Origin of the sequence: Streptomyces sp. A1136 (assembly GCF_004795055.1) — a bacterium.
Taxonomy (GTDB): domain Bacteria; phylum Actinomycetota; class Actinomycetes; order Streptomycetales; family Streptomycetaceae; genus Streptomyces.
The window spans coordinates 23,351-48,559 of the sequence record NZ_SSBJ01000044.1; the positions used below are offsets into that span (position 1 = coordinate 23,351).

Consider the following 25,209-nt stretch of genomic DNA (forward strand, 5'->3'; position numbering starts at 1 on the left):
ATGCCGTCCATGGCAGACACCACCGCGGACACCGCAGACACCAAGAAGCAGGATCGCAAGGCCGCGAAGCTGGCCAAGCAGATCGGCGCGTTCGCCGCGCGGCACGGCGGCGCCGAGGGGCAGCTCGCGCACATCGGCCAGGCCGGCACCCGGATCGTGCTCGTCGGCACGGACGGCGGCTGGGGCGACCTGGTGGCCCCGACCTACGCGGTGGCCGAGCAGGCCGCCGAGAAGGCCGGGCTGACCCTCCACGAGGAGTTCGACGGCGAGCTCGCCGCCCGGGTCAAGACCGGCCCCTACGAGTGGTCGCGCATGGCCGGCATCCAGCTCTGATCGGGGCTCGCTTCGCCCGTGCCGACTTCGGTCGGCAAGGGCGGTGCCCCCCGCGGACCGCGAGGGGGGCGGCTCGGTCAACAGCGCGAGCAACACCTGGCACCCCGCTCACCCGTTAGGACGTGTGGAAGCCGCTTCCTCACGTCCGCAACGGGATGCCCGGATGATCGAAACGCCGCCCCTGGTGGACCAGTACTGCCAGGGAGTGCTCCGCACGGAGTTGGGCCTCGGCACCTTCGAGGGCCAACTGGTCCGCTCGGCCGGGCCGGCCGCCGCGGGCACCACCTTCTTCGACACCCAGACCGGCTTCGCCGTGCGCCGCTGGTGCCCGCCGCTGCTCGGGCTCGAACCCCACTGCGCGCCCGCCCGCTACCTCGCCCGTCGGCGTGAGCTGGGGGTCACCGAGACGGGGCGGCTGCTGCTACGGGGCGCCGGGGTCGGGGTCCACCTCGTCGACACCGGGGTGCCCGGCGACCTCACCACCCCCAAGGAGCTGGCCCGCGCCGGCGACGCGGAGGCCTTCGAGCTCGTCCGGTTGGAGCCGCTGGCCGAGCAGGTCGCCGACACCTCCGGGACCGTCGCCGCCTTCCTCACCAACCTCGCCGGGGCCGTCCACCACGCCGCCGCCGGGGCCGTCGCCTTCACCTGCGGGGCCGACGCCCGCTATCCCGCCGCCCTGGCCCACGCGCCCGAGCCGCCCGGCCCGGGCGAGGTGCGCGGGGCCGCCGGACGGTGGCTGGCCGGCCGCGCCAAGGGCGGCGCCGTGCGAGACCCCGTCCTCCTGCGGCACCTGCTGTGGAGCGCCGTGGCGACCGGACTGCCGATCCAGCTGCACACCGGCGCGGGGGAGCCGGGGCAGCGGCCGGAACACGCCGACCCCGCGTTGTTGACCGGCTTCGTCCGGGCTGCCGCGGGCCTCGGCGCGCCGCTGGTGCTGCTCGGCGGGTACCCGCACCACCGCGCCGCCGCCCGGCTGGCCGAGGCGTTCCCGCACGTGTACGCCGACCTGGGGCCGCTCCTGGCGCGGACCGGCGCGGGGGCGGCCTCCGTCCTGGCCGAGCTGCTGGAGCTCGCGCCGTTCGGGAAGCTGCTGTATTCCAGCGGGGGCCGACAGTTGCCCGAGCTGCACGCGGTGGGCGCCCTGGTGTTCCGCGAGGCGCTGGGCCGGGTGCTGAGCGGCTGGGTCGGCGACGGGGCCTGGTCCTGGCGGGACGCGGACCGGGTCGCGGCGATGATCGCGGCCGGCAACGCCCGCCGCGTCTACCGGCTGGACGAACGGGCCTGAGCCGCTCGCGGCTCGCCGGGCCCCGGCGCTCTCGGACGGCGCAGACTCAGACGGAGGAGAGCCGGCTGTCGCCCTGGGCGGGGATGTCCGCCCGCTCCACCGACCGCTCGCGCAGGCTGAGCGCCACGCGCAGGACCGAGATCCACACCAGGCAGGAGCCGAGCATGTGCACGGCGACCAGCACCTCGGGCACGTGGGTGAAGTACTGGACGTAGCCGACGGCGCCCTGGGCCAGCAGCACGACCAGCAGGTCGCGGGCGCGCGCCCGGGTGTCGACCGGGGCGTCCGCCACGCGCAGCACCAGCCACATGGCCAGCGCGAGGGCGCACACCACCCAGGCGGAGACGGCGTGGACGTGCGCGGTGGCGGCCCAGTCGAACGGCATCCGCTTGATCTCGCTGCTGTCGCCCGCGTGCGGGCCGGAACCGGTGACCACCGTGCCCGCCGCGATCAGGACCAGGGTCGCCGCGACCAGGGCCCAGGAGAGCCTGCGCACGGGGGCGGGGACACGCGGCCGGGGGGCGGTGTCCCCCTCGGCGGTGCGCTGCCAGGTGACGGTGGTGACCGTGAGCAGGGAGGTGGCGAGCAGGAAGTGCCCGGCCACGCTGTACGGGTTCAGTCCGGTCAGGACGGTGATGCCGCCGAGGACCGCGTTGCCCATCACGAGGGCGAACTGCAGCCAGCCGAGCCTGGTGAGCGAACGGCGCCACGGCTTGGCGGAGCGGGCGGCGAGGATGCACCAGCCGACGGCCGCGCACAGCACGTAGGTCAACATGCGGTTGCCGAATTCGACCGCACCGTGGAATCCCTGCTCCTCGGTGACGATCAGGCTGTCGCCGGTGCACTTGGGCCAGGTGTCGCAGCCGAGACCGGACCCGGTCAGCCGCACCGCGCCACCGGTGACGACGATGACCACGCTCATCAGGAGCGCGGCGGACGCGGCCCGCCGGACGGTCCGGGGTGACGGAGTCCAGCGGTCGGCGAGGAAGGCGAAGGGGTTCAACACGGCCCCTATCGTAGGCCGCGCCTTGTGCAAAGTTTCACGAGGGGGTGCCCATGGGTGCGTCAGGGCCGATGACCAGGCGGAACTTCGCGACCGCCGGATCGCCCTCCTCGTGCCACCACACGCGGACGCGCCAGTAGCCCGCGTCGCCCGGGTACTGCGCCGACCCGCGGAACCCGCGGACCAACCCCGCGGCGACCTCCTCGGCCGTACGGCCCCGCACCTCGGACGCGCCGTGCCAGGGGTGCTCCTGTACGGTCCACAACCCGTCGGCTCCGCGCACCTCCACGCGCCACACCGCCAGCCAGGGCGTGACTTCCAGCATCGTGGCGACCTGTTCGACCTCCAGGCCCAGCCGAGCCGCGATATCCGGTTCCCCGGCGCCCTGGATCCGCGCGGCCACCACGGCCCGGGGCAGCAGCCGCTCGGGCAGCAGGCCGCCGGCGCGCAGCCGGGCGAGGGAGTCGAAGGACAGGTGGCGCAGCCGCAGCTCCAGCTGCCGGCCGATGTGGTCCAGGGCCGCCTCGGCCTCCTCCGCCTCCTCCGGGCCCGGCGAGGAGAGCAGGATGCGGCGGAAACCGGCCTCCGCGTCCACCGCCCAGGCGACCGCGTCCTCGGCGAAGCCCAGCTCGGCGAGCCGGTCCCCGAGGAACACCTTGGACTGCGCCAGCCCGCGCCGGTTGACGGGATCGTGCCCGTCGAGGCCGGCCCAGACCTCGACGGCGGCCCGGGTCACGTCACGGGCGCGCTCACCGGCCGCCCGCTCCATGGGGCTCGGGCCGTTCTCCGAGGCAGCGCCCAGCGGGTAGCGGGGCAGCCGGTCCCCGTCGCTCAGCGGCCAGGCCAGCCAGACGCCCTGGTTGACGAGCGCCCGGGCGTACCAGCGGGCGTACTCGGGGTCGTGCCCGGCCGCGTCCCCGGCGTGCCGGAGCGCCTCCTCGACGGCGGACAGCGCCCCCGCCCGGTCGCCGGCGGCGAACCGGCGGGCCGCGAGGTCACCCAGGCGCAGCCCCAGTCGCGCGGCGCACTCGGCGTCGGTACGGGCGGGCTCGCGCAGCGCGCCGATCAGCTCGGCGAGCAGCCGGTCCGCCTCGCCGGGCTCGGCGTACGCGGCTCCCGAGCGGATGTCCGCCCACTGTTGGTCCAGTCGCAGAACGGCTTCGCGCTGTCCCATGCCCCGCCCCCGTCCTGGTGTGCGTCGCTGCCGTGTGGCGGCGGCGCCCATCCTGTCCCCCGTACAACGCGCGGGGGAAGGGATTCACTCCCAGCGGAAGAAGCGGGCGGCGGCACCGAGGCCCAGCACCGACCAGCAGGCCAGGACGACCGCGTCGCCCCAGGGCATCGCCGCCCCGTCGCGGAGCACCGCGCGCAGGCCGTCCGACAGGGCCGAGATCGGCAGCAGCTCCAGTACGGAGCGCACCGCGTCGGGGAACTTGTCCAGCGGCACGATGACCCCGCCGCCGACCAGCAGCAGCAGGAACACCAGGTTCGCGGCGGCCAGGGTGACCTCGGCCTTCACGGTGCCCGCCAGCAACAGCCCGAGCCCGGAGAAGGCCGCGGTGCCCAGGAGGAGCAGCGCGGCCACCGCGAGCGGGTTCCCGTGCGGCGACCAGCCCAGCGCGAGGGCGATCACCGTGAGCAGGGCGACCTGGAGGATTTCGGTGACGAGCACCGAAAGGGTCTTGGCGGCCATCAGCGCCCGACGCGGCAGCGGCGAGGCCCCGAGTCGCTTGAGCACCCCGTAGCGCCGGTCGAAGCCGGTGGCGATGGCCTGGCCGGTGAAGGCGGTGGACAGCACGGCGAGCGCGAGGACTCCGGGCGCGAGGAAGTCGACGGACTTGCCGGCGCCCGTGTCCACGATGTCGACGGCCGAGAACAACACCAGCAGCAGCGCCGGGATGATCACGGTCAGCAGCAGTTGCTCGCCGTTGCGCAGGAGCATCCGCGTTTCCAGCAGGGTCTGCGCCCGGATCATCCGGGAGAGGGGCGCGGCCGCGGGCCGGGGGGTGAACGTACCGGCGCTCATGCGCGCAGCTCCCTGCCCGTGAGTTCCAGGCGGTGTCTTCCCGGGGGGCGACCCCCGGACCCCCGGCGAGGGTCTGTGGTGATCGGCGTCATGAACGCAACTCCTTGCCCGTCAGCTCCAGAAAGACGTCTTCGAGGGTGTGGCGCTCCACCGTGAGGCTGTCCGGCATCACCCCGTGCTGCGCGCACCAGGACGCGACGGTCGCCAGCAGCTGCGGGTCGACCTCCCCGGTGACCCGGTAGACGCCCGCGCCGAGCTCGGCGGCCTGCGTGCCGTCGGGCAGCGCCTTCAGCAGCGAGCCCAGGTCGAGGGAGGGGCGGCCGGTGAAGCGCAGGGTGTTCTCGGCGCCGCCGCGGCAGAGCGCTTCGGGACTGCCGTGGGCGATGACCTTGCCCCCGTCCACGATGGCGACCTCGTCGGCGAGCTGTTCGGCCTCGTCCATGTGGTGGGTGGTGAGGACGACGCCGACGCCGTCGGCGCGCAGCTCCCGTACGAGGTCCCAGGTCGCGCGGCGGGCCTGCGGGTCCAGGCCGGCGGTGGGCTCGTCCAGGAAGACCAGCTCGGGGCGGCCGACGACCGCCATGGCCAGGGCCAGGCGCTGCTGCTGGCCGCCGGAGAGCCGGCGGTAGGGGGTGCGTCCGCAACCGCCGAGGCCGAGGCGCTCCACGAGGCCGGCGACATCGAGCGGGTCGGCGTAGAGGCTCGCCATGTGGCGCAGCATCTCCACGGCGCGGGCGCCGGAGTAGACGCCGCCGGACTGGAGCATCACGCCGATCCGGGGGCGCAGGTCCGGGGCCTGGGCGATGGGGTCGAGGCCGAGGACGCGTACCGTGCCGGCGTCGGGGCGCAGGTAGCCCTCGCAGGTCTCCACGGTGGTGGTCTTGCCCGCGCCGTTGGGGCCGAGGACGGCGGTGACCGAGGCCCTGCGGACGGTGAGGTCGAGGCCGTCCACCGCGGTTTTCGGACCGTACCGCTTCACCAGTCCGCGGATCTCCACGGCGGGGTCGTTACTCATGCGGGTGAGTCTACGGAGGGCCGTACGGCGGTCCGGGCCGTGGGGTGGAGGGGGCCGGAACTCGCTCTCACGTGCGGCTTTCGGTGATCTTTTAAGTAAATAAGGTAACCCTTAGTGATGGAGGACACCAAGAGTGGCGTCCGTCACGGCTTGTCCGGCCTCCGCTAATTACGCAACAATGGCGTTGTGAAATACGGCGAACGGATGATCGAGACCCCTCAGGGGGAGCTCGCAACCGGGGAGCGGTCAACCCGCGACCGGGTCGCGCGCTCCATCCTGGACCACGGTCCGTCCACCGTCGCCGACCTCGCGCAGCGCCTCGGCCTCACCCAGGCCGCCGTGCGCCGTCACCTCGACGCACTCGTCGCGGACGACGTGGTCGCCCCCCGCGCGCAGCGCGTCTACGGGGCGCGTACCCGGGGTCGGCCCGCCAAGGTCTTCGCGCTGACCGACTGTGGTCGCGACGCCTTCGACCAGTCCTACGACTCGCTCGCCGTGGACGCCATGCGCTGGATCGCGCAGGCCGCCGGCGGCGGCGAGGCGGGCGAGGCGGCCGTCGCCGCCTTCGCCAGGGCGCGCATGGCCGCGCAGGCGGAGACCTACCGGGAATCCGTCGAGGCGGCCGGCCCCGAGGACCGCGCCGAGGCCCTGGCCAAGGCGTTGACCGCGGACGGGTACGCTGCTACGGCGAAGAGCGCTCCCGGTCCGCACAGCGGTGAACAGCTCTGCCAGCACCACTGCCCGGTGGCCCACGTAGCCGAGCAGTTCCCGCAGCTCTGCGAGGCGGAGACCGAGGTCTTCTCCCGCCTGCTCGGGACACACGTGCAGCGACTCGCCACCATCGCCCACGGCGACGGGGTGTGCACGACGTTCATTCCGCGAAGCGGAAGCGCCGGCGCCACGGGCGCCGCACAGACCGACACATCAGTATCTGCAAGCACGGCCGGGAGGAACCCCGCATGACCACGGAGACTGCTCACCCTGAGCTCGATGGCCTGGGCACCTACGAATACGGCTGGGCCGACTCCGACGCGGCCGGTGCCGCTGCCAAGCGGGGTCTGTCCGAAGAGGTCGTCCGCGACATCTCCGCCAAGAAGTCCGAGCCGGAGTGGATGCTGAACCTCCGCCTCAAGGGCCTCAGGCTGTTCGACAAGAAGCCCATGCCGAACTGGGGTTCCGACCTCTCCGGCATCGACTTCGACAACATCAAGTACTTCGTGCGCTCCACCGAGAAGCAGGCCGCTTCCTGGGAGGACCTGCCGCAGGACATCAAGAACACGTACGACAAGCTCGGCATCCCCGAGGCGGAGAAGCAGCGCCTCGTCGCCGGTGTCGCGGCCCAGTACGAGTCCGAGGTCGTCTACCACCAGATCCGCGAGGACCTGGAGGAGCAGGGCGTCATCTTCCTCGACACGGACACCGCGCTGAAGGAGCACCCGGAGCTCTTCCAGGAGTACTTCGGCACGGTCATCCCGGTCGGCGACAACAAGTTCGCGTCGCTGAACACCGCCGTGTGGTCGGGCGGCTCGTTCATCTACGTGCCCAAGGGCGTCAAGGTCGACATCCCGCTCCAGGCCTACTTCCGTATCAACACGGAGAACATGGGCCAGTTCGAGCGGACGCTGATCATCGTCGACGAGGACGCGTACGTCCACTACGTCGAGGGCTGCACCGCCCCGATCTACTCCTCGGACTCGCTGCACAGCGCCGTGGTCGAGATCATCGTCAAGAAGGGCGGCCGCTGCCGCTACACGACCATCCAGAACTGGTCGAACAACGTCTACAACCTGGTCACCAAGCGCGCCGTGGCGTACGAGGGCGCGACCATGGAGTGGATCGACGGCAACATCGGTTCCAAGGTCACCATGAAGTACCCGGCCGTCTACCTGATGGGCGAGCACGCCAAGGGCGAGACCCTGTCCATCGCCTTCGCGGGCGAGGGCCAGCACCAGGACGCCGGCTCCAAGATGGTCCACATGGCGCCGCACACCTCCTCCAACATCGTCTCCAAGTCGGTGGCGCGGGGCGGCGGCCGGACCTCCTACCGCGGCCTGGTCGAGATCGGCGAGGGCGCGCACGGCTCCAAGTCCAACGTGCTGTGCGACGCGCTGTTGGTCGACACGATCTCCCGTTCGGACACGTACCCCTACGTGGACGTCCGCGAGGACGACGTCTCCATGGGCCACGAGGCCACCGTCTCCAAGGTCTCCGACGACCAGCTCTTCTACCTGATGAGCCGCGGTCTGACCGAGTTCGAGGCCATGGCCATGATCGTGCGGGGCTTCGTCGAGCCCATCGCGCGCGAGCTGCCCATGGAGTACGCGCTGGAGCTGAACCGGCTGATCGAACTGCAGATGGAGGGTTCGGTCGGTTAATCCCGACCGCCCCCGATCCGCGGCAATCCTTCGCAGGCAGCGCTTTACAAGAGAGTGAGCAACACGACAGCCATGGCTGAGGCTCAGAACATCCCGGCGGGCTCGACCACCGCCGGCGCGATCGCGGTGGCCGCAGAGTCCACCGTCGCCACCCGGATGAGTGCACCCCCGTCCTTCGACGTGGCGGACTTCCCCGTCCCCCACGGCCGCGAGGAGGAGTGGCGCTTCACCCCGCTGGCGCGCCTGCGTGGTCTCCACGACGGCACCGCGGTCGCCAACGGCACCATGAAGGCCCAGATCGACGCCCCGGACGTCGTCACGATCGAGTCGGTCGAGCGCGATGACGCCCGTATCGGCAGGGCCGGCGCCCCCGTGGACCGCGTCGCCGCCCAGGCGTTCTCCTCCTTCGCCAAGGCCACGGTCGTCACCGTGCCCAAGGAGACCGTCCTGGACGAGCCCGTGCGCGTCTCGCTGCACGGCGAGGGCGGCACCACCTTCGGCCACACCGTCTTCGACGTGCAGGCCTTCGCCGAGGCCGTCATCGTCATCGACCACACCGGTGACGGTGTGCGAGCCGCGAACGTCGAGTTCCTCGTCGGCGACGGCGCGAAGCTCACCGTCGTGTCGGTGCAGGACTGGGACGACACCGCCGTGCACTGCTCCCAGCACAACACGCTGGTCGGGCGGGACGCGAGCTACAAGTCGATCGTCGTCACCTTCGGCGGTGACGTCGTGCGCCTGCACCCGCGGATCAGCTACGCGGGCCCCGGCGGCGAGGCCGAGCTGCTCGGCCTGTACTTCACGGACGCCGGCCAGCACCAGGAGCACCGCCTCCTGGTCAAGCACGACGCCCCGCACTGCAAGTCGCACGTGGTCTACAAGGGTGCGCTCCAGGGCCAGGACGCCCACGCCGTCTGGATCGGTGACGTGCTCATCGAGAAGACCGCCGAGGGCACCGACACCTACGAGATGAACCGCAACCTCGTCCTCACCGACGGCGCCCGGGTCGACTCCGTGCCGAACCTGGAGATCGAGACCGGCGAGATCGTCGGCGCCGGCCACGCCTCCGCGACCGGCCGGTTCGACGACGAGCAGCTCTTCTACCTCCAGGCCCGGGGCATCCCGGCCGACGAGGCGCGGCGCCTGGTCGTGCGCGGCTTCTTCGCCGAGCTCGTCCAGCAGATCGGTGTCCCCGACATCGAGGAGCGCCTGCTCGCCAAGATCGAGGCCGAGCTCCAGGGTTCCGTGTGATGAATTACGTCAAGGCCTGCGCGTTGAGCGAGCTGGAGGAGAACACCCCGAAGCGGGTGGAGCTCGACGGCACGCCGGTGTCCCTCGTCCGGACCGAGGGCGAGGTGTTCGCGATCAACGACATCTGCTCGCACGCCAACGTCTCCCTCTCCGAGGGCGAGGTCGAGGACTGCATGATCGAGTGCTGGCTGCACGGCTCGGCCTTCGACCTGCGCACCGGCAAGCCGTCCGGCCTCCCCGCGACGCGCCCCGTACCCGTATACCCCGTAAAGATCGAAGGGGACGACGTGCTCGTCTCCCTCACCCAGGAGTCCTGAGGTATCCATGGCAACGCTTGAAATCCACGACCTGCACGTCTCCGTCGAGGCCGAGAATGGCGCCCGCGAGATCCTCAAGGGCGTCGACCTCACCGTCAAGCAGGGTGAGACGCACGCCATCATGGGTCCCAACGGCTCCGGCAAGTCCACGCTGGCGTACTCGCTGGCCGGTCACCCGAAGTACACCATCACCGGTGGCACCGTGACCCTCGACGGCGAAGACGTCCTGGAGATGTCCGTCGACGAGCGCGCCCGCGCCGGCGTCTTCCTCGCCATGCAGTACCCGGTCGAGGTCCCCGGCGTCTCGGTCTCCAACTTCCTGCGCACCTCCGCCACCGCCATCCGCGGCGAGGCGCCGAAGCTGCGCACCTGGGTGAAGGAGGTCAAGTCCGCGATGGAGCAGCTCCAGATGGACCCGGCCTTCGCCGAGCGCAACGTCAACGAGGGCTTCTCCGGCGGTGAGAAGAAGCGCCACGAGATCCTCCAGCTGGAGCTCCTCAAGCCGAAGATCGCGATCCTCGACGAGACCGACTCGGGTCTCGACGTGGACGCCCTTCGCATCGTCTCCGAGGGCGTCAACCGCGTCCGCGAGACCGGCGAGGTCGGCACTCTGCTGATCACCCACTACACGCGCATCCTGCGCTACATCAAGCCCGACTTCGTGCACGTGTTCGCGAACGGCCGCATCGCCGAGTCCGGTGGCGCCGAGCTGGCGGACCAGCTGGAGGCCGAGGGCTACGACAAGTACGTGAAGGGTGGCGCGACCGCGTGACACAGCTGCCTGGCCTCCTCACCGGCTCTCTGCTTGACGAGGCGATCCGCAAGGACTTCCCCCTGCTGGATCGTGTGGTCCACGACGGGAAGAAGATCGTCTACCTGGACAACGCGGCGACCTCGCAAAAGCCGCGCCAGGTACTCGACGCGCTGAACGAGTACTACGAGCAGCACAACGCCAACGTCCACCGCGGCGTGCACGTGCTCGCCGAGGAGGCCACGGCGCTGTACGAGGGCGCACGCGACAAGGTCGCCGCCTTCATCAACGCACCGAGCCGCGACGAGGTGATCTTCACCAAGAACGCCTCGGAGTCGCTCAACCTGGTCGCCAACATGCTCGGCTGGGCCGACGAGCCCTACCGGGTCGACCGCGAGACCGAGATCGCCATCACGGAGATGGAGCACCACTCCAACATCGTGCCGTGGCAGCTGCTCTCGCAGCGCACCGGCGCGAAGCTGAAGTGGTTCGGCCTGACCGACGACGGCCGGCTCGACCTGTCCGACATCGAAGAGGTCATCACGGAGAAGACGAAGATCGTCTCCTTCACGCTGGTCTCCAACATCATGGGCACCGTCAACCCGGTCGAGGCGATCGTCCGGCGCGCCCAGGACGTCGGCGCGCTCGTGCTGATCGACGCCTCGCAGGCCGCTCCGCACATGCCGCTGGACGTGCAGGCGCTGGGCGCCGACTTCGTGGCCTTCACCGGCCACAAGATGTGCGGTCCGACCGGCATCGGCGTGCTGTGGGGCCGCCAGGAGCTCCTGGAGGACCTGCCCCCGTTCCTCGGTGGCGGCGAGATGATCGAGACCGTGTCGATGCACGCCTCGACCTACGCCCCCGCGCCGCACAAGTTCGAGGCGGGTACGCCCCCGATCGCCCAGGCCGTCGGCCTCGGCGCGGCCGTGGACTACCTGACCGCGATCGGCATGGACAAGATCGCCGCTCACGAGCACGCGCTCACCGAGTACGCGGTCAAGCGCCTCGCCGAGGTACCGGACCTGCGGATCATCGGCCCCACCACGGCCGAGGACCGCGGCGCCGCGATCTCCTTCGTCCTCGGGGACATCCACCCGCACGACGTGGGGCAGGTGCTGGACGAGCAGGGCATCGCCGTCCGCGTGGGACACCACTGCGCCCGCCCGGTCTGCCTGCGCTACGGAATTCCCGCGACGACGCGAGCGTCTTTCTACCTGTACTCCACCCCCGCCGACGTCGACGCGCTGATCGACGGGCTGGAGCACGTACGGAACTTCTTCGGATGACGACGAGTCGGACGACGACGAGGCGGACGAGGACGCTGTGAAGCTGGATTCGATGTACCAGGAACTGATCCTGGACCACTACAAGCACCCGCACGGGCGAGGCCTGCGCGACGGCGACGCCGAGGTGCACCATGTCAATCCCACCTGTGGCGACGAGATCACGCTGCGCGTGAAGTACGACGGCGAGACGCTCACCGACGTCTCCTACGAGGGCCAGGGCTGCTCGATCAGCCAGGCCAGCGCGTCCGTGCTGAACGAGCTGCTCGTCGGCAAGGAGCTGGCCGAGGCGCAGAAGATCCAGGCAGTGTTCCTGGAGATGATGCAGTCCAAGGGCAAGATCGAGCCCGACGAGGCCATGGAGGAGGTGCTGGAGGACGCGGTCGCGTTCGTCGGCGTCTCCAAGTATCCGGCGCGGGTGAAGTGTGCTCTGCTGAGCTGGATGGCATGGAAGGACGCGACCGCCCAGGCACTGGGCGACGCCGAGAGGAAGACGGCATGACCGAGAACGCGACGCCCGAGGCGTCGATCAAGCCGGCCACCGAGGAAGAGGTCCGCGAGGCCCTCTACGACGTGGTCGACCCCGAGCTGGGCATCGACGTCGTCAACCTGGGCCTGATCTACGGCATCCACATCGACGACGCGAACATCGCCACCCTCGACATGACGCTGACGTCGGCGGCCTGCCCGCTGACGGACGTCATCGAGGACCAGGCGAAGTCGGCGACGGACGGCATCGTCAACGAGCTCCGCATCAACTGGGTCTGGATGCCGCCGTGGGGCCCCGACAAGATCACTGACGACGGTCGTGAGCAGCTGCGCGCGCTCGGCTTCAACGTCTGAGTCCCGTCTGCGTTCCGCGTACGCGTGAGGGCCCCCGGCACCATCGTGCCGGGGGCCCTCCGTGTCTGTGCGGGCGGTCCGTGTTCTTCCCGTGGTCGGCCCGCGTGCACCGGGAGTTGGCCACGGTGGCCGAATCTTCTCGACGGACGTCACGAGGTGGCGGACGCACACGAGAGGACCCTTCGGATGAAGAAGCAGCTGGGCACCGCCGCGATCGCGGCGCTGGTCGTCGCCGGGGCGGCCCTGCCGGCGCACGCGGTGACGTACGGTACGCCGACCATCACCCTTTCCTCGTCCCACCTGTCCGGCGCCGTCGGCGGGGTCGGCGACCAGACCGTCTCCGTGACCGTCGGGCAGAGCGGCGCCGACGTGTCCGCGCTGACCGTGAGCGCCTCGGCGTCCAGCAGGGCCTCGGTCGCCACGACCGGCGACGTCACCGTCACCGGTACCGGCGCGGTACGGCAGCTCGCGGTCACCGCGCGGGGCCGCGGCTACACCGACCTGACCGTCAAGGTGACCGGACTCGGCGGCAAGACCGCCACCAAGACCCTGTCCTACGCGGCCTCCGCCGCGGTGCAGAACCCCGCCGACGCCCGCTACTTCAGCGGCGCCTCGGACTCCTCGGCCGCCGTGGACGTCGGCGGCGGGTACACCGTCGTCGCCGACGACGAGAACAACGTGCTGCGGCTGTACGACCGCGCCCGCTCCGCCGCGCCCGTGCGGACCTGGGACTTCAGCTCCCGGCTCGGCGTCACCAAGGAGGTGGACATCGAGGGGGCGACCCGGATCGGCGACACCGTCTACTGGACCGGCTCGCTGGGCAACAACAAGGACGGCGAGTACAAGGCGCCCCGGAACACGGTCTTCACCACCACCGTCAGCGGCTCGGGCTCCGGCACGCAACTGGCGTACGGACGCTCGTACAAGAAGCTCCGCGACGATCTGGTGGCCTGGGACGAGGCGAACGGCGACCGGTACGGCTTCGCCGCCGGGACCGCGGCCGGCGAGGCGCCCAAGCAGATCGACGGGTTCAACGTCGAGGGGCTGGAGTTCGCGCCCGGTTCCACGACCACCGCCTACCTGGGGTTCCGTGCCCCGCTGGCGCCCGCCGTGCCCGGCGGCAAGGCGCTGCTCGTGCCGGTGACCAACTTCGACAAGGTGCTGTCGAGCGGCTCCGAGGCCGTCTTCGGGTCGGGCGTCGAACTGGACCTCGGCGGCCTCGCCGTCCGCGACATCCGCAAGAACGCGGCGAACCAGTACCTGATCCTGGCCGGCCCCTGGGCCGAAGCCGTCGCCAACGGCGACAGCGCAGCCCCGTACGCCCTCTACCAGTGGGACGGCGTCCCCGGCCACGCCCCGGTCAAGCGGGCCGACCTGCCGACGACCGACCCCGGCGGCTGGGAGGCCATCGTGGAGGTGCCGGACCTCACGGCGCCGGGCGCGCGGGTGCAGCTGATCACCGACAGCGGCTCGGCGGACCTGTACGGCGACGGTGTGGCGGCCAAGGACCTCACGCACCCCGAGTGGAAGAAGGCGCGCACCGCCTGGTTCACGCTCACCTGACCGGTCCGGCTGTCCCGGCCGTTGCGTACATCCGTACGTAGGGCATGTGTACCCTTGTACACATGCCCTACATGTTGCTGGCGGCGGCCATCGCCTCCGAGGTGGCCGGGACCACTGCCATGAAGTACAGCCACGGCTTCACCCGGCTGTGGCCCTCGCTGGGCACGCTGCTGGGATACCTCGTCGCCTTCACCCTGCTGGCGCAGACGCTGAAATCGATGTCGGTGGGGACGGCCTACGCGATATGGGCCGGGGTCGGCACGGCCGCCATCGCCGCCATCGGGATGGTGTTCATGGGAGAGGCGGCCACCGCGGCGAAGATCGCCGGGATCGCGCTGATCATCGCCGGGGTGGTCCTGTTGAACCTGGGCGGGGCGGCGCACTGATGGGCCGCCGATACGACCCCGACCGGAGGCAGCGGATCATCGACGCGGCGACCCGGGTGGTGGCGGCCGAGGGCATCGCGGGGCTGAGCCACCGCAGCGTGGCGGCGGAGGCGGACGTACCGCTGGGCTCGACGACCTATCACTTCGCCACGCTGGACGAGCTGCTGGTGGCGGCCCTCAGGCAGGCGAACGAGGGTTTCGCGGCGGCGCTGTCCGGACTGGGGGAAGGCGACCTGGCGGCGGCGCTGGCCCGCCGGCTCGGGGAGTTCCTGACGGCGGACCGGGCGGGCGCGGAGCTGGAGTACGAGCTGTACCTGGCCGCCCTGCGCAAGCCGGCGCTGCGGCCGGTGGCGGCCGAGTGGTGCGGGGCGGTGGTGACGGTGCTGGCCGAGCGGGTGGACGCGGAGACGGCCCGGGCGGTGTCGGCGGTGATGGACGGCGTCAGCCTCCAAGTGCTGCTGACGGGGGTCGAGTACGACGAGCGGTCCGCGCGCGAGCTGCTGACGCGGGTGCTGGGGCGGGCGTAGCGGGGGCGTTCGCCGCGCCCCGGGCGGGCGCGGGGTCGGTCAGCGGGGCTCGGGCCGGTCCCTGCGGACCGCGGCGAGGGCGGCCCGGACGCTCGCCTCGATGTCCCGGATCGGGTAGAACACCTCGCGCACCGTCCGCTCCCGGTCCACGACCAGGGTCAGCCGCTTGATCCGGCTCACCCCCGCCGCCCGGAAGGTCGGCAACCGAAGGGCCGTCACCAGTTCCAGGTCCGCGTCCGAGAACAGCGGGAAGCGCAGTCCTTCCGCTTCCGCGAACTCCTGCTGCTCATCGGGGCGTTGGGTGGAGACCCCGTGGACCGTCGCGCCCGCCGCCGTGAACTCCGCGAGCTGGTCCCGGTAGGTGCACGACTCCAGCGTGCAGCCCTTCGCCCCCGGGATGCCCGCCCAGCCGGGCGGGTAGGACTCCGCGCGGGCGTACGCGCCGGGGAAGCAGTACAGGACGGTGAAGGGCGTGTCGGCCACCGGGTCGCGCGCTTCGCCGAAGCGGTCCGGCAGGCGCAGCTCCGGCAGCCGCGCGCCGCGCAGCGCGTGCACCCGTTCCGCCTCGCGCGAGGATCGCCCAGTCGTCGCCGTCATCTCTCCCTCTCCGAGGATCCATGTGTCGCCCCAGTCCTGGAGGGCGACCAGTACCGGCAGCAGCCCCCGCCCGCGCGGGGTCAGCCGGTATTCGTGTCGCAACGGCCGTTCCATGTACGGGACGCGCGCCAGCACCCCGGCTTCGCCGAGCAGTTTCAGTCGCTCGGCGAGGACCTTGCGGGACAGGCCCAGTTCGCGCTGGAAGTCCTCGAAGCGGTGCACGCCGCGCGCGGCGTCGCGCACGATCAGCAGGGTCCACCAGTCCCCGACGATGTCGAGGGCCTGGGCGATCGAGCAGTCCGCGTCGCCGAGGGCGGTGCGCTGGACCATGGGACTCCTTCTGTCCGTTGACCGGGGATTGCCATGCTGACATAGTCCGTTCCCAAAAGGAACTTACTCGGGGGTGGGGTTGTGCCGCAGTGGTTCGGTGCGAGGAGGTCCGGTGCGCGGAGGTCCGGGACGGAGGCCTTAGGTGTGCGGGCGTTCGGGGACGTGCCGAGGGTGGTTTGGCTGCTGGCCGCGGGGGTGTTCGTCAACGCGGTCGTCAGCTTCACGTTCGTCTTCGTCTTCCTCTACCTGTCCGGCCCGCACGGTCTGGGCCCGGCCCAGGCGGGGATCGCCGTCGGCATCGGCGGCGTCGGCATGGTCGCCGGGAACTTCACCGGCGGCTGGTACGGCGACCGCTTCGGCCACCGCCGGGTCCTCCTCGCCGCCGCCTGCCTCGGCGGGCTCACCCTCATGAGCCTTCCGCTGCTGCCCACCGCGCTGCTGTACGCCGCCCTGCCGGCGGCCCAGTACGCCTCCGGCGTGATCCGCGCCGCCAACTCCGCACTGGTCGCCGTCACCGTGCCGGAGGGCGCCCGCCGGCAGGCCTTCGCAGTGGTGCGCTGCGTCTCCAATGGAGGCTTCACCCTCGGGCCGCCCCTCGGGGCCTTGGTCGCGGGCGCCCTGTCCTACGACTGGCTCTTCCTGGCGGACGGTCTCGGCACCCTCCTCTTCGCAGTCTGGACCGCCCGCGTCGTCCCGGCCCGCGGCGCCTGCCGGAAGCCGGCGGCGGCGCCGGACGGGGGCCGGGGGCCCGGCGTGTGGGGCGAACTGCGGGCGAGGCCGGCCGTACTCGTCCTCCTCGGGGCGATCCTGGTCACCGACCTCGTCTACCGCCAGCAGTACGGCACCTTCCCGGTCTTCCTCGCCGACCACGGCCTCGACGTCGGCGCATTCGGGCTCGTCATCGCCCTCAACGGGGGCGTCATCCTGCTGCTGGAGCTCCCCGCCGCCGTCGCGCTGCGCGACCGGCCCCCGCTGCCCGTGATCGCCACCGGGCTCGTGCTCGTCGGCGCCGGGTACGCGGCACTGCTGGGCGGGGCGGGCGCGGCGAGCGCCGTCGCCATGATGGTGCTGCTGAGCCTGGGGGAGATCCTCTACAAGACCACCGCCACCGCCTACGTCGCCGACCAGGCGCCGGAGCACGCGGTGGGGCGGTTCCAGAGCCTGTACGCCGGGGTCTCGGTCAGCGGGGTCGTGCTCGGCGCGCCGCTGGGCGGGGCCCTGTACGCGGCGGCGCCGGCGCTGCTCTGGCCGTTGTGCGCGGCGCTCGCGACGGGCGCGGGCGGGGCGGTGTTCTGGGCGTCGGCGCGGCAGGGGCGCGGGGAGGCCGTCCACCGGGCCGGGCAGCCCGCACCACGCCCGGCACATGAGACCGGTTCGCGACCGCGGGCCCTGGCCGGTTAGGTTTCGGACATGACTGCTACGCGTACCACCGGCGCCGTCGCCGCCGGACTTGCCACCCTCGCCGCCGACGGCACCGTCCTCGACACCTGGTTCCCCGCCCCCGAGCTGGTCGCCGAGCCCGGCCCGGCCGGCACCGAGCGCCTCACCGCCGAGCAGGCCGTGGAGCTCCTGGGCGAGGCCGCGCCCAAGGCCCTCGGGTCGGACGCGCGCCGCGGCGTCGAGGTCGTAGCCGTCCGCACGGTGATCGCCTCGCTCGACGACAAGCCGCTGGACGCGCACGACGCGTACCTGCGCCTGCACCTGCTCAGCCACCGCCTGGTCAAGCCGCACGGCCAGAACCTGGACGGCCTCTTCGGCCTGCTGGCCAACGTCGCCTGGACCTCGCTCGGCCCGGTCGCCGTCGACCAGGTGGAGACCGTCCGACTGAACGCCCGCGCCGAGGGCCTGCACCTCCAGGTCACCTCGATCGACAAGTTCCCGCGGATGACGGACTACGTCGCCCCCAAGGGCATCCGCATCGCCGACGCCGACCGTGTCCGCCTCGGCGCGCACCTCGCCGAGGGCACCACCGTCATGCACGAGGGCTTCGTCAACTTCAACGCCGGCACCCTGGGCACCTCCATGATCGAGGGCCGCATCTCGGCGGGCGTCGTCATCGGCGACGGCTCCGACATCGGCGGCGGCGCCTCCACCATGGGCACCCTCTCGGGCGGCGGCAAGCAGATCATCTCCATCGGCGAGCGCTGCCTGATCGGCGCCGAGGCGGGCGTCGGCATCGCGCTGGGCGACGAGTGCATCGTCGAGGCCGGCCTCTACGTCACCGCGGGCACCCGCGTCACCCTGCCGGACGGCCAGATCGTCAAGGCCCTGGAGCTCTCGGGCGCGAGCAACATCCTCTTCCGCCGCAACTCGGTCACCGGCGCCGTCGAGGCCCGACCGAACAACGCGGTCTGGGGCGGCCTGAACGAGGTCCTCCACAGCCACAACTGACCCGCCCCGCCCCCCGGCCGGTACGCGCGAACGCCCTCCCACACCCCCGAGCGGGGCGGGAGGGCGTTCGCGTGGACGCGGGGTTCCCGCGCGACGGGCTCAGTGGAGGGCGATCGTGCGGATCAGGCCCGCGAAGGCGCGCTCCTCCTCCTCGGTCAGCTCGACCGTCTCCATCGGATGGCCGGCCCGGCCGCGCTGGGCCGGGATGGCCGCGAGGCCCTCGTGGGCGCCCGGCTCCGGGTGGTGGAACCGGGTCTCCCACAACACGCGGCCGAGGCCGATGACCCAGACCAGCGCGGCCACGAGCAGGACGGCCAGGCCGATTTCGCGGGCGAGGGGGATGGAGGGGAGCACGCGGTCCTCCAGGAGTGCGGGGGGACGGGATCGGGCGCGGGTCCGGCATGCGCCCGGCCCGGGCGGGTCGAGCGTGGGGATACTCAACACCACAACCCGGGCGGAACGGGTACGGATGTGGCCGGCGTCACGTCAGGGGGCGAAACGTCTCATCTCGCCGCCGCCCGCGCCCGCCCGGTCGTCAACCCCGCGCCTCGCCCGTCACCCCGCCGGACCGGGAGCATCCGTACCGCGCGGGGCACGAGGGCGTGCCCGGGAAAACGGCGGGCGGCCCGGGCGGGAGAGCGCCCGGGCCGCCCGCGGTCCGGTCACGGGCGGAAGCGCAGCACCTGCGGGTCGTGGTCGCTGTTCTGGGCGGAGAACTCCGCGTTGATGTGCACGCTGTCGTAGGAGAAGTTCTTGACCGCCGGGCTCGTCAGGATCTGGTCCAGCACCTGGGCGTTGCCCTGGTAGACGTAGGAGTAACGTTCCGCCTTCGGCAGCGACTTGATCGCCGAGTACAGCGCGCCGCCGTCCTCCAGCGCCTTCGCCGTCCCCGAGAACTCGAAGTCGTTGATGTCACCGACCGCGAGGACGTCCGCGTTCTTCTCCGTCGCCAGGATCTCCTTGACGAAGCCGTTCACGGCCTGCGCCTGGAGCAGTCGCTTGGCCTCCGAGGAACGCACCGGCGGCTGGTGCGCCGAGGTCAGGCCCTCGTCGCCGCCCTTCGAGGTGAAGTGGTTGGCGATCACGAAGACGGTCCTGCCGCGGAAGACGAACTCGCCCGCCAGCGGCTTGCGGCTGTCGGTCCACGCCGGGTTCGCCGGGTCGATCCGGCCGGGGGAGTGGGTCAGGGCCGCGTGGCCCTTCTCCGTCGTGACGCCGGTCGCCGTGGTGGAGTCGCCCGCCGCGCGGTCGGTGAAGGAGACGCGGGCCGGGTTGAACAGGAACACCTGGCGGATGTTGCCGCCGGGCTCGCCGCCGTCCTTGTTGTTCTCCGGGTTGATGTAGCGCCACTGGTAGGCCGGACCACCCGCCGCCGTGACGGCGGCGGTGAACTTGGTCAGCGTCTGATCGGCCGAGACGGTGCCGTCGTTCTTGGCGCCGTTGTCGTCCTGGATCTCCTCCAGGGCGACGATGTCGGGGGAGGCGAGGTTCTCGACGACGGCCTTCGCCAGGTTGTCGAACTTCGTCTGCGGGTCGGACGGGTCCAGGTTCTCGACGTTGTAGGTGGCCACCGCCAGCTCGCCCGGGGCCTGCGCCTTGGTCTTCTCCGGGGTGAGCGTGCCCGTCCGGACCTCTCCCAGGGTGCGCGCGACCAGGGTGTAACCGCCGAACTGGTTGTAGTCCAGGGGGCCTTCGGTGGTGCCGGTCAGCTTGTCGCCGACGTTGGCCACGGGGAAGGGCTGCTGCGCGAGCGGCGCCAGCTGCTGGATCTGGAGGCGGCCGGTGTTCTGGGACTCGTAGGAGCCGTAGAGCGTACCGCCGCGCTTGGCGGTGTTCTCCCAGCCCTTCACCGTGACCCACAGCTCCGAGTACGGGTCGGTGGCGCCGACGACGCGCGAGGTGCCGATGCGGACGTTCATGCCCTCCAGGGACTCGTAGTAGTCCAGGGCGTACCGCGAGGGGTCCAGCGTCAGGCCGTTGACGCTGCCGCCCGCGGCGGTGTCACCGGCCGGGGCGTACTCGGCGGGGACGCTGTACTCGTTGATCGTGACGGCCTCGGGCAGCGCGTTGCCGGAGGAGACGACGGTGACGGCCGGCTTGGATATCTGGGTGACCGACTGGTTGCCGGAGGACACCCCGCCCGGGATGTACTCGCCGACCGTCCCGTTCACCTTGACGGCGTCGCCGACCGCGACGGTCGGGACCGAGCTCGTGAAGACGAAGATGCCCTCGCTCGTGGCGTCGTCGTCGTCGGCGTCGGGGTCCTGCATCCAGAAGCCGCGCGAGCCGTACGTACGCACGCCGGTGACGATGCCCTCGACGCCGGTGACCTGCTTGCCGTTGAGCGGGGATATCCGGGTCGTGCCCTGGATGTCGTGGATGCGGACCGGGTCGGCGGACGCGGCGCCCTCGGCCGCGTCGGCGGAGCCCGCGAGCAGACCGGTGGCCAGGGCCGTGGCGACGAGGGCCGCGATGGCGGCGGAACGGGGGTGCGAGGAGCGCATGGTCAGGAACTCCGGTGTGTGGAGGGGGAACCCAGGGGGTCGCGGGTACCCGGAATCGTGTGGAGGGAACGGGACGGGGCCTTCGCTATGTCTACGCGCGTCAATTTCCTGTGTGGGGCGTGAAGTTGTCAAGGTCTCCAGGGAAGACGGCAGCTGACTGTGGGATGAACCAAAGGCGTTGGCCCCCTGGTCGTGCCCGAAATGCGTCTACGCTGGGCGTCACCGTCCGGCCCGACGGTCACCACCGCGTCCCCGAGGAGAACCGCCCCATGTCCGCAGAGCCGCACCCCACGCTGCCGCCGGTACGGCTGCACTCCGATGCGGAACTGGCCCGCGACGCCCTCGTCGCACCCCTGTTCGCCCGGGCCGTGCGCCTCGCCCGCTGGGCCGGACCCGACACGCGCGTCGGGTTCGGCGGCGAACTCGCCGCCGAGCAGCTGCCGCGGGCCGCGACCGCGCTCGGGTTCGACGCGGCCGACCCCGACGGCCCGACGCACGCGAGCCAGGCCTGGAGGGTGGCCGTCGACACCGGTCTGGTCGACGTGACCGAACCCGAGGAGGACGAGGCGGGCGAACCGGAACACGGGGCCGCCGAGCCGGGCGAGGACCTCGCCCTGATCACCGGCGGCGCGCCCGCCGAGGTGCTCGACCTGTGGCTGGCCGCGCTGGACACCGTGCTCGCGGACGCGGCCGTACCCGATCCGGACGACCTCGTCGGCGAGCCGGAGGACGGCGCGGGGATCGACTTCGACCGCCTGGACTGGAACCCGGCGCGCGAGGCGGACTTCCTCGACGGGGTCCTCGCCAACCTCTACCTGCTCACCGTCGCGGAGGGCGGGGTGGGGCAGAGCCCGGTGCCGCTGCCCGTCCTCGCGGCGTCCATGGTCGTCCCGGACGACATGGGGGAGCCGACGGACGCGGTGCTGGAGCAGGTCTCCGACGCGATGATGCGCCTCGACGACCAGTTCCGACAGCTGGAGCCCATCGGGCTGGTCGAGTTCCGTCCCGTCGACGAGGAGTTGATGGCGGAGGCGGACGACGAGGAGCTGCTCCCGGACCCGGCCGACGCGGACGAGGAGGACATCGCCCGGTACGGGATGGTGCGGCTGACCCCTCTCGGCCTGTACGGCGTCCGCGCCCGCATGCTCGAAGCCGGGGTCGAGGCGCCCGCCATCGGCGAACTCGCCGACAAGGGAGCCGACGCGCTGCTGGACGCGGTCTCGCGCTACCCGGAGCACGCGGCGCAGGCGGAGATCGAACAGTGGCTGGCCGGGCGCGAACTGCCGACGGCGGTGGCCGAACTGCTGGACGCGGCCCGGGGCGACGACGAGGGGGCCCCGCTGCGCCGGCTGCGCTGTCAGCAGGCACTCGCCCCCGCGGGGCCGGAGGCGGAACCCGCGGTCCGGGCGGTGCTGGACGATCCGCGCCTCGGCGGGCTCGCACGGGTGTGGTTGGCCGAGCGCGGGGCGAAGGACGTACCGGCGCCGGACGGGGCGATGGTGTTCTGGCTGACGGTCGACACGATCGCGGCGCAGCTCGCGGCGGACGGCGAGGCGGAGGAACTGCCGCTGCTGATGCGGAGCCTGACAGGGCACCACGCGGGGTTCTTCGACGAGGTCTGGCGGGTGGAGCACCCGGCGACGGCGGACGTCCTGGAGGCGATGGGCCGGATGCACCCGGACAAGAAGGCGGCGAAGGAAGCCCGAAAGGCCGCTTTCAAGGCCCGCTCCCGCCGCCCCTGACCGGTCCCGGACGGCCGTGCCCGCGTGGCGGCTCGGGCGGGCCGCCGGACCGCGCCGGACGGGCAGGGCGCCAGCGCAAGAGGGGACAACGCGCCGATCCGGGACCGGAGTTCGCCATTTCGGGGGGCCGGCATGGGACGGTCGGTCGTCGGGGGTAATTCAGCCGCCGTTCACGTGCGGGCGGGAGCGTGTGCGCCGACGACCGTACGACAGGCGCACCACCGCCCACCCCTGGAGCCATGATGCCCCTCAGCCGTAGAGACTTCACCGCCCGCTCCGTCATCGCCGGCGCGGGAGTCGCGCTCACCGGGACCGTCGGCGCGCTCGCCACCGCCCCCGGCGCGCCGGCCGCCGACGACACCACCCGGCATGACGGGAACGGCCGCCCGTACGAGCCCGGCTACGGCCCCCTCGTCTTCGACCCGGCCGGAATCCTGGCCCTCCCGGCCGGTTTCACCTATCGCGTCATCACCCACAGCGGTGTGACGAAGCTCGACTCCGGCGAGAGCACCCCCTCCAACCATGACGGGACGGCCGCCTTCGAGGGCCACCGCGGGGTCACCCTCCTCGTCAACAACCACGAGTTGAAGGGCCCCCGCTCAGGCTGGGCGCACCCCGTCCCCCTCACCGAGGGCCTCGTGTACGACCCGGCGGCCTCCGGCGGCTGCACGGTCGTCGAGGTGCGCCGCGGGGGCGAGGTCGCCGAATGGGTCGGCATCGCCGGTACGTCCACCAACTGCGCCGGCGGCGCCACCCCCTGGGACACCTGGCTGACCTGCGAGGAGACCGAGGACGTGGCCGGCAAGAACGGGATGACCAAGGACCACGGCTACGTCTTCGAGGTCGACCCGCACGACCGCCGCGCCAACCGCGACCCGCGGCCCGTCAAGGCGTTCGGGCGGTACGCGCACGAGGCGGTCGTCATCGACCCGCGCCAAGGCCACGCCTACCTGACGGAGGACGCCTCCGGCCCGAACGGGCTGCTGTACCGCTGGACCCCGCCGCAGGGCTTCCGCCACGGGCGCGGGAAGCTCCGTACGCTCGCCCCCGACGCGGGCGTGCTCGCGGCGGCCAAGTGTTTCGACAGCACCGGGCGGTTCGTCGACGACCTCTCGCGCGCGACGCGCACCGGCACCGTGTACGGGGTCGACTGGGTGGAGGTCCCGGACCGTGACGCGCGCACGACATCGGTGCGCAAGCAGTTCGGGGCGGACGCCGTGACCCGGGCGCGCAAGCTGGAGGGCATGTGGTGGGCCGACGGGGGCGCGTACTTCGTCTCCTCCTACGCCCGCTCCGAGAGCCCCGGCACCGCGCACGACGGCCAGGTGTGGTTCTACGATCCCAAGCGGCGCACGATCCGGCTGATGGTGCTGTTCGGGGTGAACGCCGACCCGTCCGAGGACGGGGCTTTCGACGGGCCCGACAACATCACGGTGTCCCCGTACGGCGGTCTGGTCATCGCGGAGGACGGCGAGGGCGTCCAGCACCTGCTCGGCGCCACGGAATCGGGCCGCACCTACCCGCTCGCCCGCAACGAGATGAACATGGGGACGGCCGAGAACCCCGAGTACTCGGAGTTCACCGGCGTCTGTTTCTCCCCGGACGGGCGCACCTTGTACGCCAACATCCAGGAACCGGGAATCATGCTGGCCATCACCGGGCCGTGGCGGCGCGCCCACTGAGGACGCCGACGGATGCCGACGAACGCCGACGGACGACGGCCGGGCCCACGCGGCCCGGCCGGCTAGCGGCCCTACTGGACCGGAGTGGCCTCCGCGCGGGAGGCCGCGGCCCATTCCTCAAGCAGGAATTCGTACGCCTCGGAGGGCCACTCGTCGTCCACTCGGGTCTCGACGAGGTGCCGGATCGCCGCGTTCGCCTCTGCGGCGGACGGGCGGGCCGGACCCGCGGGCTGGAGTGTCTTCTGCATGGTTACAAGGCTACGGGCGGCCACTGACAGTCACCTCCGATTTAGAGGTGTCATCGCTCACCCGGTGTCGGCGCCGGGTGGCGCCATGTGGCCGCCCACCTGCTCAGAGTGCTTCCGAGGCGGGCTTGACCATGCCGCGCACTGTGCGGGACTTCACAAAGTCGCCCATGGCCGTCATCTCCCACTCGCCGCTGAATTGTCTGATCAGCTTCGCCATCATGACGCCGGTCTGCGGCTCGGCGCCGGTGAGGTCGAAGCGGACCAGCTCCTCGTCGCTCGCCGCGTCGATCAGACGGCAGTACGCCTTCGCCACCTCGGTGAACTTCTGGCCCGAGAAGGAGTTGACCGTGAAGACCAGGCCCGTGGCCTCGGCGGGCAGCCGGCCGAGGTCCACGACGATGACCTCGTCGTCCCCGGACCCCTCGCCGGTCAGGTTGTCCCCCGAGTGCTTGACGGCCCCGCCGAGGATCGACAGCTTGCCGAAGTAGCAGCTGTCGATGTGGTTGCGCTGCGGGCCGTAGGCGATGACGGACGCGTCCAGGTCGATGGCCCGGCCGCCGAACGCGGGCTCCCAGCCCAGACCCATCTTGACCTGGGAGAGCAGCGGGCGGCCGCCCTTGACGAGGGAGACGGTCTGGTTCTTCCGGAGGTCGACGCGGCCCTTGTCGAGGTTGATCTTCCCGGTGCCGCCGGGGGCCGGGGCGGCGGCCGGGGCCGGCGCGGGTGCCGCGGGGGCCGCCGCGGGCATCGGCGGGGC

At 71.9% G+C, this 25,209-nt stretch carries 26 protein-coding genes; 17 read left to right on the forward strand and 9 right to left on the reverse strand.

All coding sequences use genetic code 11. The features are described 5' to 3' along the window. The first annotated feature begins 9 nt into the window (after positions 1-9). Positions 10-333: a hypothetical protein gene (locus E6R62_RS31460; RefSeq protein WP_136216886.1), complete on the forward strand. Its 324-nt coding sequence runs from the start codon at positions 10-12 to the stop codon at positions 331-333. A 163-nt stretch (positions 334-496) separates the two neighbouring features. Further along, positions 497-1,618 carry an amidohydrolase family protein gene (locus E6R62_RS31465; RefSeq protein WP_136216887.1) on the forward strand — a complete coding sequence of 374 codons (1,122 nt, stop codon included), beginning with the start codon at positions 497-499 and terminating at the stop codon, positions 1,616-1,618. Positions 1,619-1,664: 46 nt separating this feature from the next. Here E6R62_RS31465 and E6R62_RS31470 read toward each other — a convergent pair whose 3' ends face one another. From E6R62_RS31470 to E6R62_RS31485, 4 genes are all read right to left on the reverse strand, one after another. Next, positions 1,665-2,633 (reverse strand): heme A synthase, encoded by a 969-nt coding sequence (locus E6R62_RS31470; protein ID WP_136216906.1) that lies wholly within the window; start codon positions 2,631-2,633, stop codon positions 1,665-1,667. A 25-nt stretch (positions 2,634-2,658) separates the two neighbouring features. After that, a complete protein-coding gene (locus E6R62_RS31475) occupies positions 2,659-3,795 on the reverse strand; it encodes a hypothetical protein (protein ID WP_136216888.1) in 1,137 nt (378 codons plus the stop codon). An 84-nt stretch (positions 3,796-3,879) separates the two neighbouring features. After that, entirely contained in the window at positions 3,880-4,647 is a 768-nt protein-coding gene (locus E6R62_RS31480; protein WP_136216889.1) for an ABC transporter permease, read from the reverse strand. Positions 4,648-4,735: 88 nt separating this feature from the next. Further along, a complete protein-coding gene (locus E6R62_RS31485) occupies positions 4,736-5,662 on the reverse strand; it encodes an ABC transporter ATP-binding protein (RefSeq protein ID WP_136216890.1) in 927 nt (308 codons plus the stop codon). A 204-nt stretch (positions 5,663-5,866) separates the two neighbouring features. Between E6R62_RS31485 and E6R62_RS31490 the strand changes: the two genes are divergently transcribed. The 11 genes from E6R62_RS31490 (at position 5,867) to E6R62_RS31540 (ending at position 14,958) form a co-directional block, all read left to right on the forward strand. Then, the gene (locus tag E6R62_RS31490; protein ID WP_136216891.1) at positions 5,867-6,625 is read left to right on the forward strand and encodes a metalloregulator ArsR/SmtB family transcription factor; all 759 of its coding nucleotides are present in this window, start codon (positions 5,867-5,869) and stop codon (positions 6,623-6,625) included. Next, positions 6,622-8,037 (forward strand): Fe-S cluster assembly protein SufB, encoded by a 1,416-nt coding sequence (gene sufB / locus E6R62_RS31495; RefSeq protein WP_136216892.1) that lies wholly within the window; start codon positions 6,622-6,624, stop codon positions 8,035-8,037. The genes E6R62_RS31490 and sufB overlap by 4 nt, the downstream gene beginning before the upstream one ends. A 72-nt stretch (positions 8,038-8,109) precedes the next feature. Beyond that, positions 8,110-9,288: a Fe-S cluster assembly protein SufD gene (gene sufD, locus E6R62_RS31500; protein ID WP_136216893.1), complete on the forward strand. Its 1,179-nt coding sequence runs from the start codon at positions 8,110-8,112 to the stop codon at positions 9,286-9,288. Beyond that, complete coding sequence (locus tag E6R62_RS31505; protein WP_136216894.1) at positions 9,288-9,605, forward strand: bifunctional 3-phenylpropionate/cinnamic acid dioxygenase ferredoxin subunit; 318 nt, start codon at positions 9,288-9,290, stop codon at positions 9,603-9,605. The genes sufD and E6R62_RS31505 overlap by 1 nt, the downstream gene beginning before the upstream one ends. Before the next feature lie 7 nt (positions 9,606-9,612). Further along, positions 9,613-10,377 carry a Fe-S cluster assembly ATPase SufC gene (gene sufC, locus E6R62_RS31510; protein WP_053785807.1) on the forward strand — a complete coding sequence of 255 codons (765 nt, stop codon included), beginning with the start codon at positions 9,613-9,615 and terminating at the stop codon, positions 10,375-10,377. Beyond that, entirely contained in the window at positions 10,374-11,642 is a 1,269-nt protein-coding gene (locus tag E6R62_RS31515; RefSeq protein ID WP_136216895.1) for a cysteine desulfurase, read from the forward strand. The genes sufC and E6R62_RS31515 overlap by 4 nt, the downstream gene beginning before the upstream one ends. 37 nt (positions 11,643-11,679) lie before the next feature. Further along, positions 11,680-12,141 carry a Fe-S cluster assembly sulfur transfer protein SufU gene (gene sufU / locus E6R62_RS31520; RefSeq protein ID WP_030027090.1) on the forward strand — a complete coding sequence of 154 codons (462 nt, stop codon included), beginning with the start codon at positions 11,680-11,682 and terminating at the stop codon, positions 12,139-12,141. Beyond that, positions 12,138-12,482: a metal-sulfur cluster assembly factor gene (locus E6R62_RS31525; RefSeq protein ID WP_030388904.1), complete on the forward strand. Its 345-nt coding sequence runs from the start codon at positions 12,138-12,140 to the stop codon at positions 12,480-12,482. Before sufU ends, E6R62_RS31525 begins: the two co-directional genes overlap by 4 nt. 186 nt (positions 12,483-12,668) lie before the next feature. Further along, positions 12,669-14,045: a hypothetical protein gene (locus E6R62_RS31530; protein WP_240802016.1), complete on the forward strand. Its 1,377-nt coding sequence runs from the start codon at positions 12,669-12,671 to the stop codon at positions 14,043-14,045. Between the two features lie 62 nt (positions 14,046-14,107). After that, positions 14,108-14,431, forward strand: coding sequence for a multidrug efflux SMR transporter (locus E6R62_RS31535; RefSeq protein ID WP_136216896.1), 324 nt, complete (start codon positions 14,108-14,110; stop codon positions 14,429-14,431). After that, complete coding sequence (locus E6R62_RS31540) at positions 14,431-14,958, forward strand: TetR/AcrR family transcriptional regulator (RefSeq protein WP_136216897.1); 528 nt, start codon at positions 14,431-14,433, stop codon at positions 14,956-14,958. The genes E6R62_RS31535 and E6R62_RS31540 overlap by 1 nt, the downstream gene beginning before the upstream one ends. 39 nt (positions 14,959-14,997) lie before the next feature. Here E6R62_RS31540 and E6R62_RS31545 read toward each other — a convergent pair whose 3' ends face one another. Next, the gene (locus tag E6R62_RS31545; RefSeq protein ID WP_136216898.1) at positions 14,998-15,885 is read right to left on the reverse strand and encodes a winged helix-turn-helix transcriptional regulator; all 888 of its coding nucleotides are present in this window, start codon (positions 15,883-15,885) and stop codon (positions 14,998-15,000) included. 144 nt (positions 15,886-16,029) lie between these two features. Between E6R62_RS31545 and E6R62_RS31550 the strand changes: the two genes are divergently transcribed. Together E6R62_RS31550 and dapD are read left to right on the forward strand one after the other, a co-directional pair. Further along, on the forward strand, positions 16,030-17,286 hold the full coding sequence (locus E6R62_RS31550; RefSeq protein ID WP_136216899.1) for an MFS transporter: 1,257 nt from the start codon (positions 16,030-16,032) through the stop codon (positions 17,284-17,286). 9 nt (positions 17,287-17,295) lie between these two features. Further along, positions 17,296-18,276 (forward strand): 2,3,4,5-tetrahydropyridine-2,6-dicarboxylate N-succinyltransferase, encoded by a 981-nt coding sequence (gene dapD, locus E6R62_RS31555; protein ID WP_136216900.1) that lies wholly within the window; start codon positions 17,296-17,298, stop codon positions 18,274-18,276. A 99-nt stretch (positions 18,277-18,375) separates the two neighbouring features. Here the strand turns inward: dapD and E6R62_RS31560 are convergent, their stop codons facing one another. Further along, positions 18,376-18,630: a hypothetical protein gene (locus E6R62_RS31560; RefSeq protein ID WP_168714242.1), complete on the reverse strand. Its 255-nt coding sequence runs from the start codon at positions 18,628-18,630 to the stop codon at positions 18,376-18,378. Positions 18,631-18,938: 308 nt separating this feature from the next. Then, positions 18,939-20,780: an endonuclease/exonuclease/phosphatase family protein gene (locus tag E6R62_RS31565; RefSeq protein ID WP_136216902.1), complete on the reverse strand. Its 1,842-nt coding sequence runs from the start codon at positions 20,778-20,780 to the stop codon at positions 18,939-18,941. A gap of 269 nt (positions 20,781-21,049) precedes the next feature. Here E6R62_RS31565 and E6R62_RS31570 point away from each other — a divergent pair, with 269 nt between their 5' ends. Together E6R62_RS31570 and E6R62_RS31575 are read left to right on the forward strand one after the other, a co-directional pair. Beyond that, on the forward strand, positions 21,050-22,522 hold the full coding sequence (locus tag E6R62_RS31570) for a hypothetical protein (protein WP_136216903.1): 1,473 nt from the start codon (positions 21,050-21,052) through the stop codon (positions 22,520-22,522). 242 nt (positions 22,523-22,764) lie between these two features. Next, the gene (locus E6R62_RS31575) at positions 22,765-24,204 is read left to right on the forward strand and encodes an alkaline phosphatase PhoX (protein ID WP_136216908.1); all 1,440 of its coding nucleotides are present in this window, start codon (positions 22,765-22,767) and stop codon (positions 24,202-24,204) included. A gap of 71 nt (positions 24,205-24,275) precedes the next feature. Here E6R62_RS31575 and E6R62_RS39920 read toward each other — a convergent pair whose 3' ends face one another. Further along, entirely contained in the window at positions 24,276-24,452 is a 177-nt protein-coding gene (locus E6R62_RS39920; RefSeq protein WP_168714243.1) for a hypothetical protein, read from the reverse strand. A gap of 103 nt (positions 24,453-24,555) precedes the next feature. Then, the coding region (locus E6R62_RS31580; RefSeq protein WP_206308905.1) for a TerD family protein at positions 24,556-25,209 on the reverse strand (654 nt) is incomplete at its 5' end.

Excerpts from the sequence above, each read along its gene's own strand:
- E6R62_RS31460 (WP_136216886.1), top strand. The coding sequence starts at position 10 with ATGGCAGACACCACCGCGGACACCGCAGACACCAAGAAGCAGGATCGC.
- E6R62_RS31465 (WP_136216887.1), top strand. The coding sequence starts at position 497 with ATGATCGAAACGCCGCCCCTGGTGGACCAGTACTGCCAGGGAGTGCTC.
- E6R62_RS31475 (WP_136216888.1), bottom strand. The coding sequence starts at position 3,795 with ATGGGACAGCGCGAAGCCGTTCTGCGACTGGACCAACAGTGGGCGGAC.
- E6R62_RS31480 (WP_136216889.1), bottom strand. The coding sequence starts at position 4,647 with ATGAGCGCCGGTACGTTCACCCCCCGGCCCGCGGCCGCGCCCCTCTCC.
- E6R62_RS31485 (WP_136216890.1), bottom strand. The coding sequence starts at position 5,662 with ATGAGTAACGACCCCGCCGTGGAGATCCGCGGACTGGTGAAGCGGTAC.
- E6R62_RS31490 (WP_136216891.1), top strand. The coding sequence starts at position 5,867 with ATGATCGAGACCCCTCAGGGGGAGCTCGCAACCGGGGAGCGGTCAACC.
- sufB (WP_136216892.1), top strand. The coding sequence starts at position 6,622 with ATGACCACGGAGACTGCTCACCCTGAGCTCGATGGCCTGGGCACCTAC.
- sufD (WP_136216893.1), top strand. The coding sequence starts at position 8,110 with ATGGCTGAGGCTCAGAACATCCCGGCGGGCTCGACCACCGCCGGCGCG.
- E6R62_RS31505 (WP_136216894.1), top strand. The coding sequence starts at position 9,288 with ATGAATTACGTCAAGGCCTGCGCGTTGAGCGAGCTGGAGGAGAACACC.
- sufC (WP_053785807.1), top strand. The coding sequence starts at position 9,613 with ATGGCAACGCTTGAAATCCACGACCTGCACGTCTCCGTCGAGGCCGAG.
- E6R62_RS31525 (WP_030388904.1), top strand. The coding sequence starts at position 12,138 with ATGACCGAGAACGCGACGCCCGAGGCGTCGATCAAGCCGGCCACCGAG.
- E6R62_RS31530 (WP_240802016.1), top strand. The coding sequence starts at position 12,669 with ATGAAGAAGCAGCTGGGCACCGCCGCGATCGCGGCGCTGGTCGTCGCC.
- E6R62_RS31535 (WP_136216896.1), top strand. The coding sequence starts at position 14,108 with ATGCCCTACATGTTGCTGGCGGCGGCCATCGCCTCCGAGGTGGCCGGG.
- E6R62_RS31540 (WP_136216897.1), top strand. The coding sequence starts at position 14,431 with ATGGGCCGCCGATACGACCCCGACCGGAGGCAGCGGATCATCGACGCG.
- E6R62_RS31545 (WP_136216898.1), bottom strand. The coding sequence starts at position 15,885 with ATGGTCCAGCGCACCGCCCTCGGCGACGCGGACTGCTCGATCGCCCAG.
- dapD (WP_136216900.1), top strand. The coding sequence starts at position 17,296 with ATGACTGCTACGCGTACCACCGGCGCCGTCGCCGCCGGACTTGCCACC.
- E6R62_RS31565 (WP_136216902.1), bottom strand. The coding sequence starts at position 20,780 with ATGCGCTCCTCGCACCCCCGTTCCGCCGCCATCGCGGCCCTCGTCGCC.
- E6R62_RS31570 (WP_136216903.1), top strand. The coding sequence starts at position 21,050 with ATGTCCGCAGAGCCGCACCCCACGCTGCCGCCGGTACGGCTGCACTCC.
- E6R62_RS31575 (WP_136216908.1), top strand. The coding sequence starts at position 22,765 with ATGCCCCTCAGCCGTAGAGACTTCACCGCCCGCTCCGTCATCGCCGGC.
- E6R62_RS39920 (WP_168714243.1), bottom strand. The coding sequence starts at position 24,452 with ATGCAGAAGACACTCCAGCCCGCGGGTCCGGCCCGCCCGTCCGCCGCA.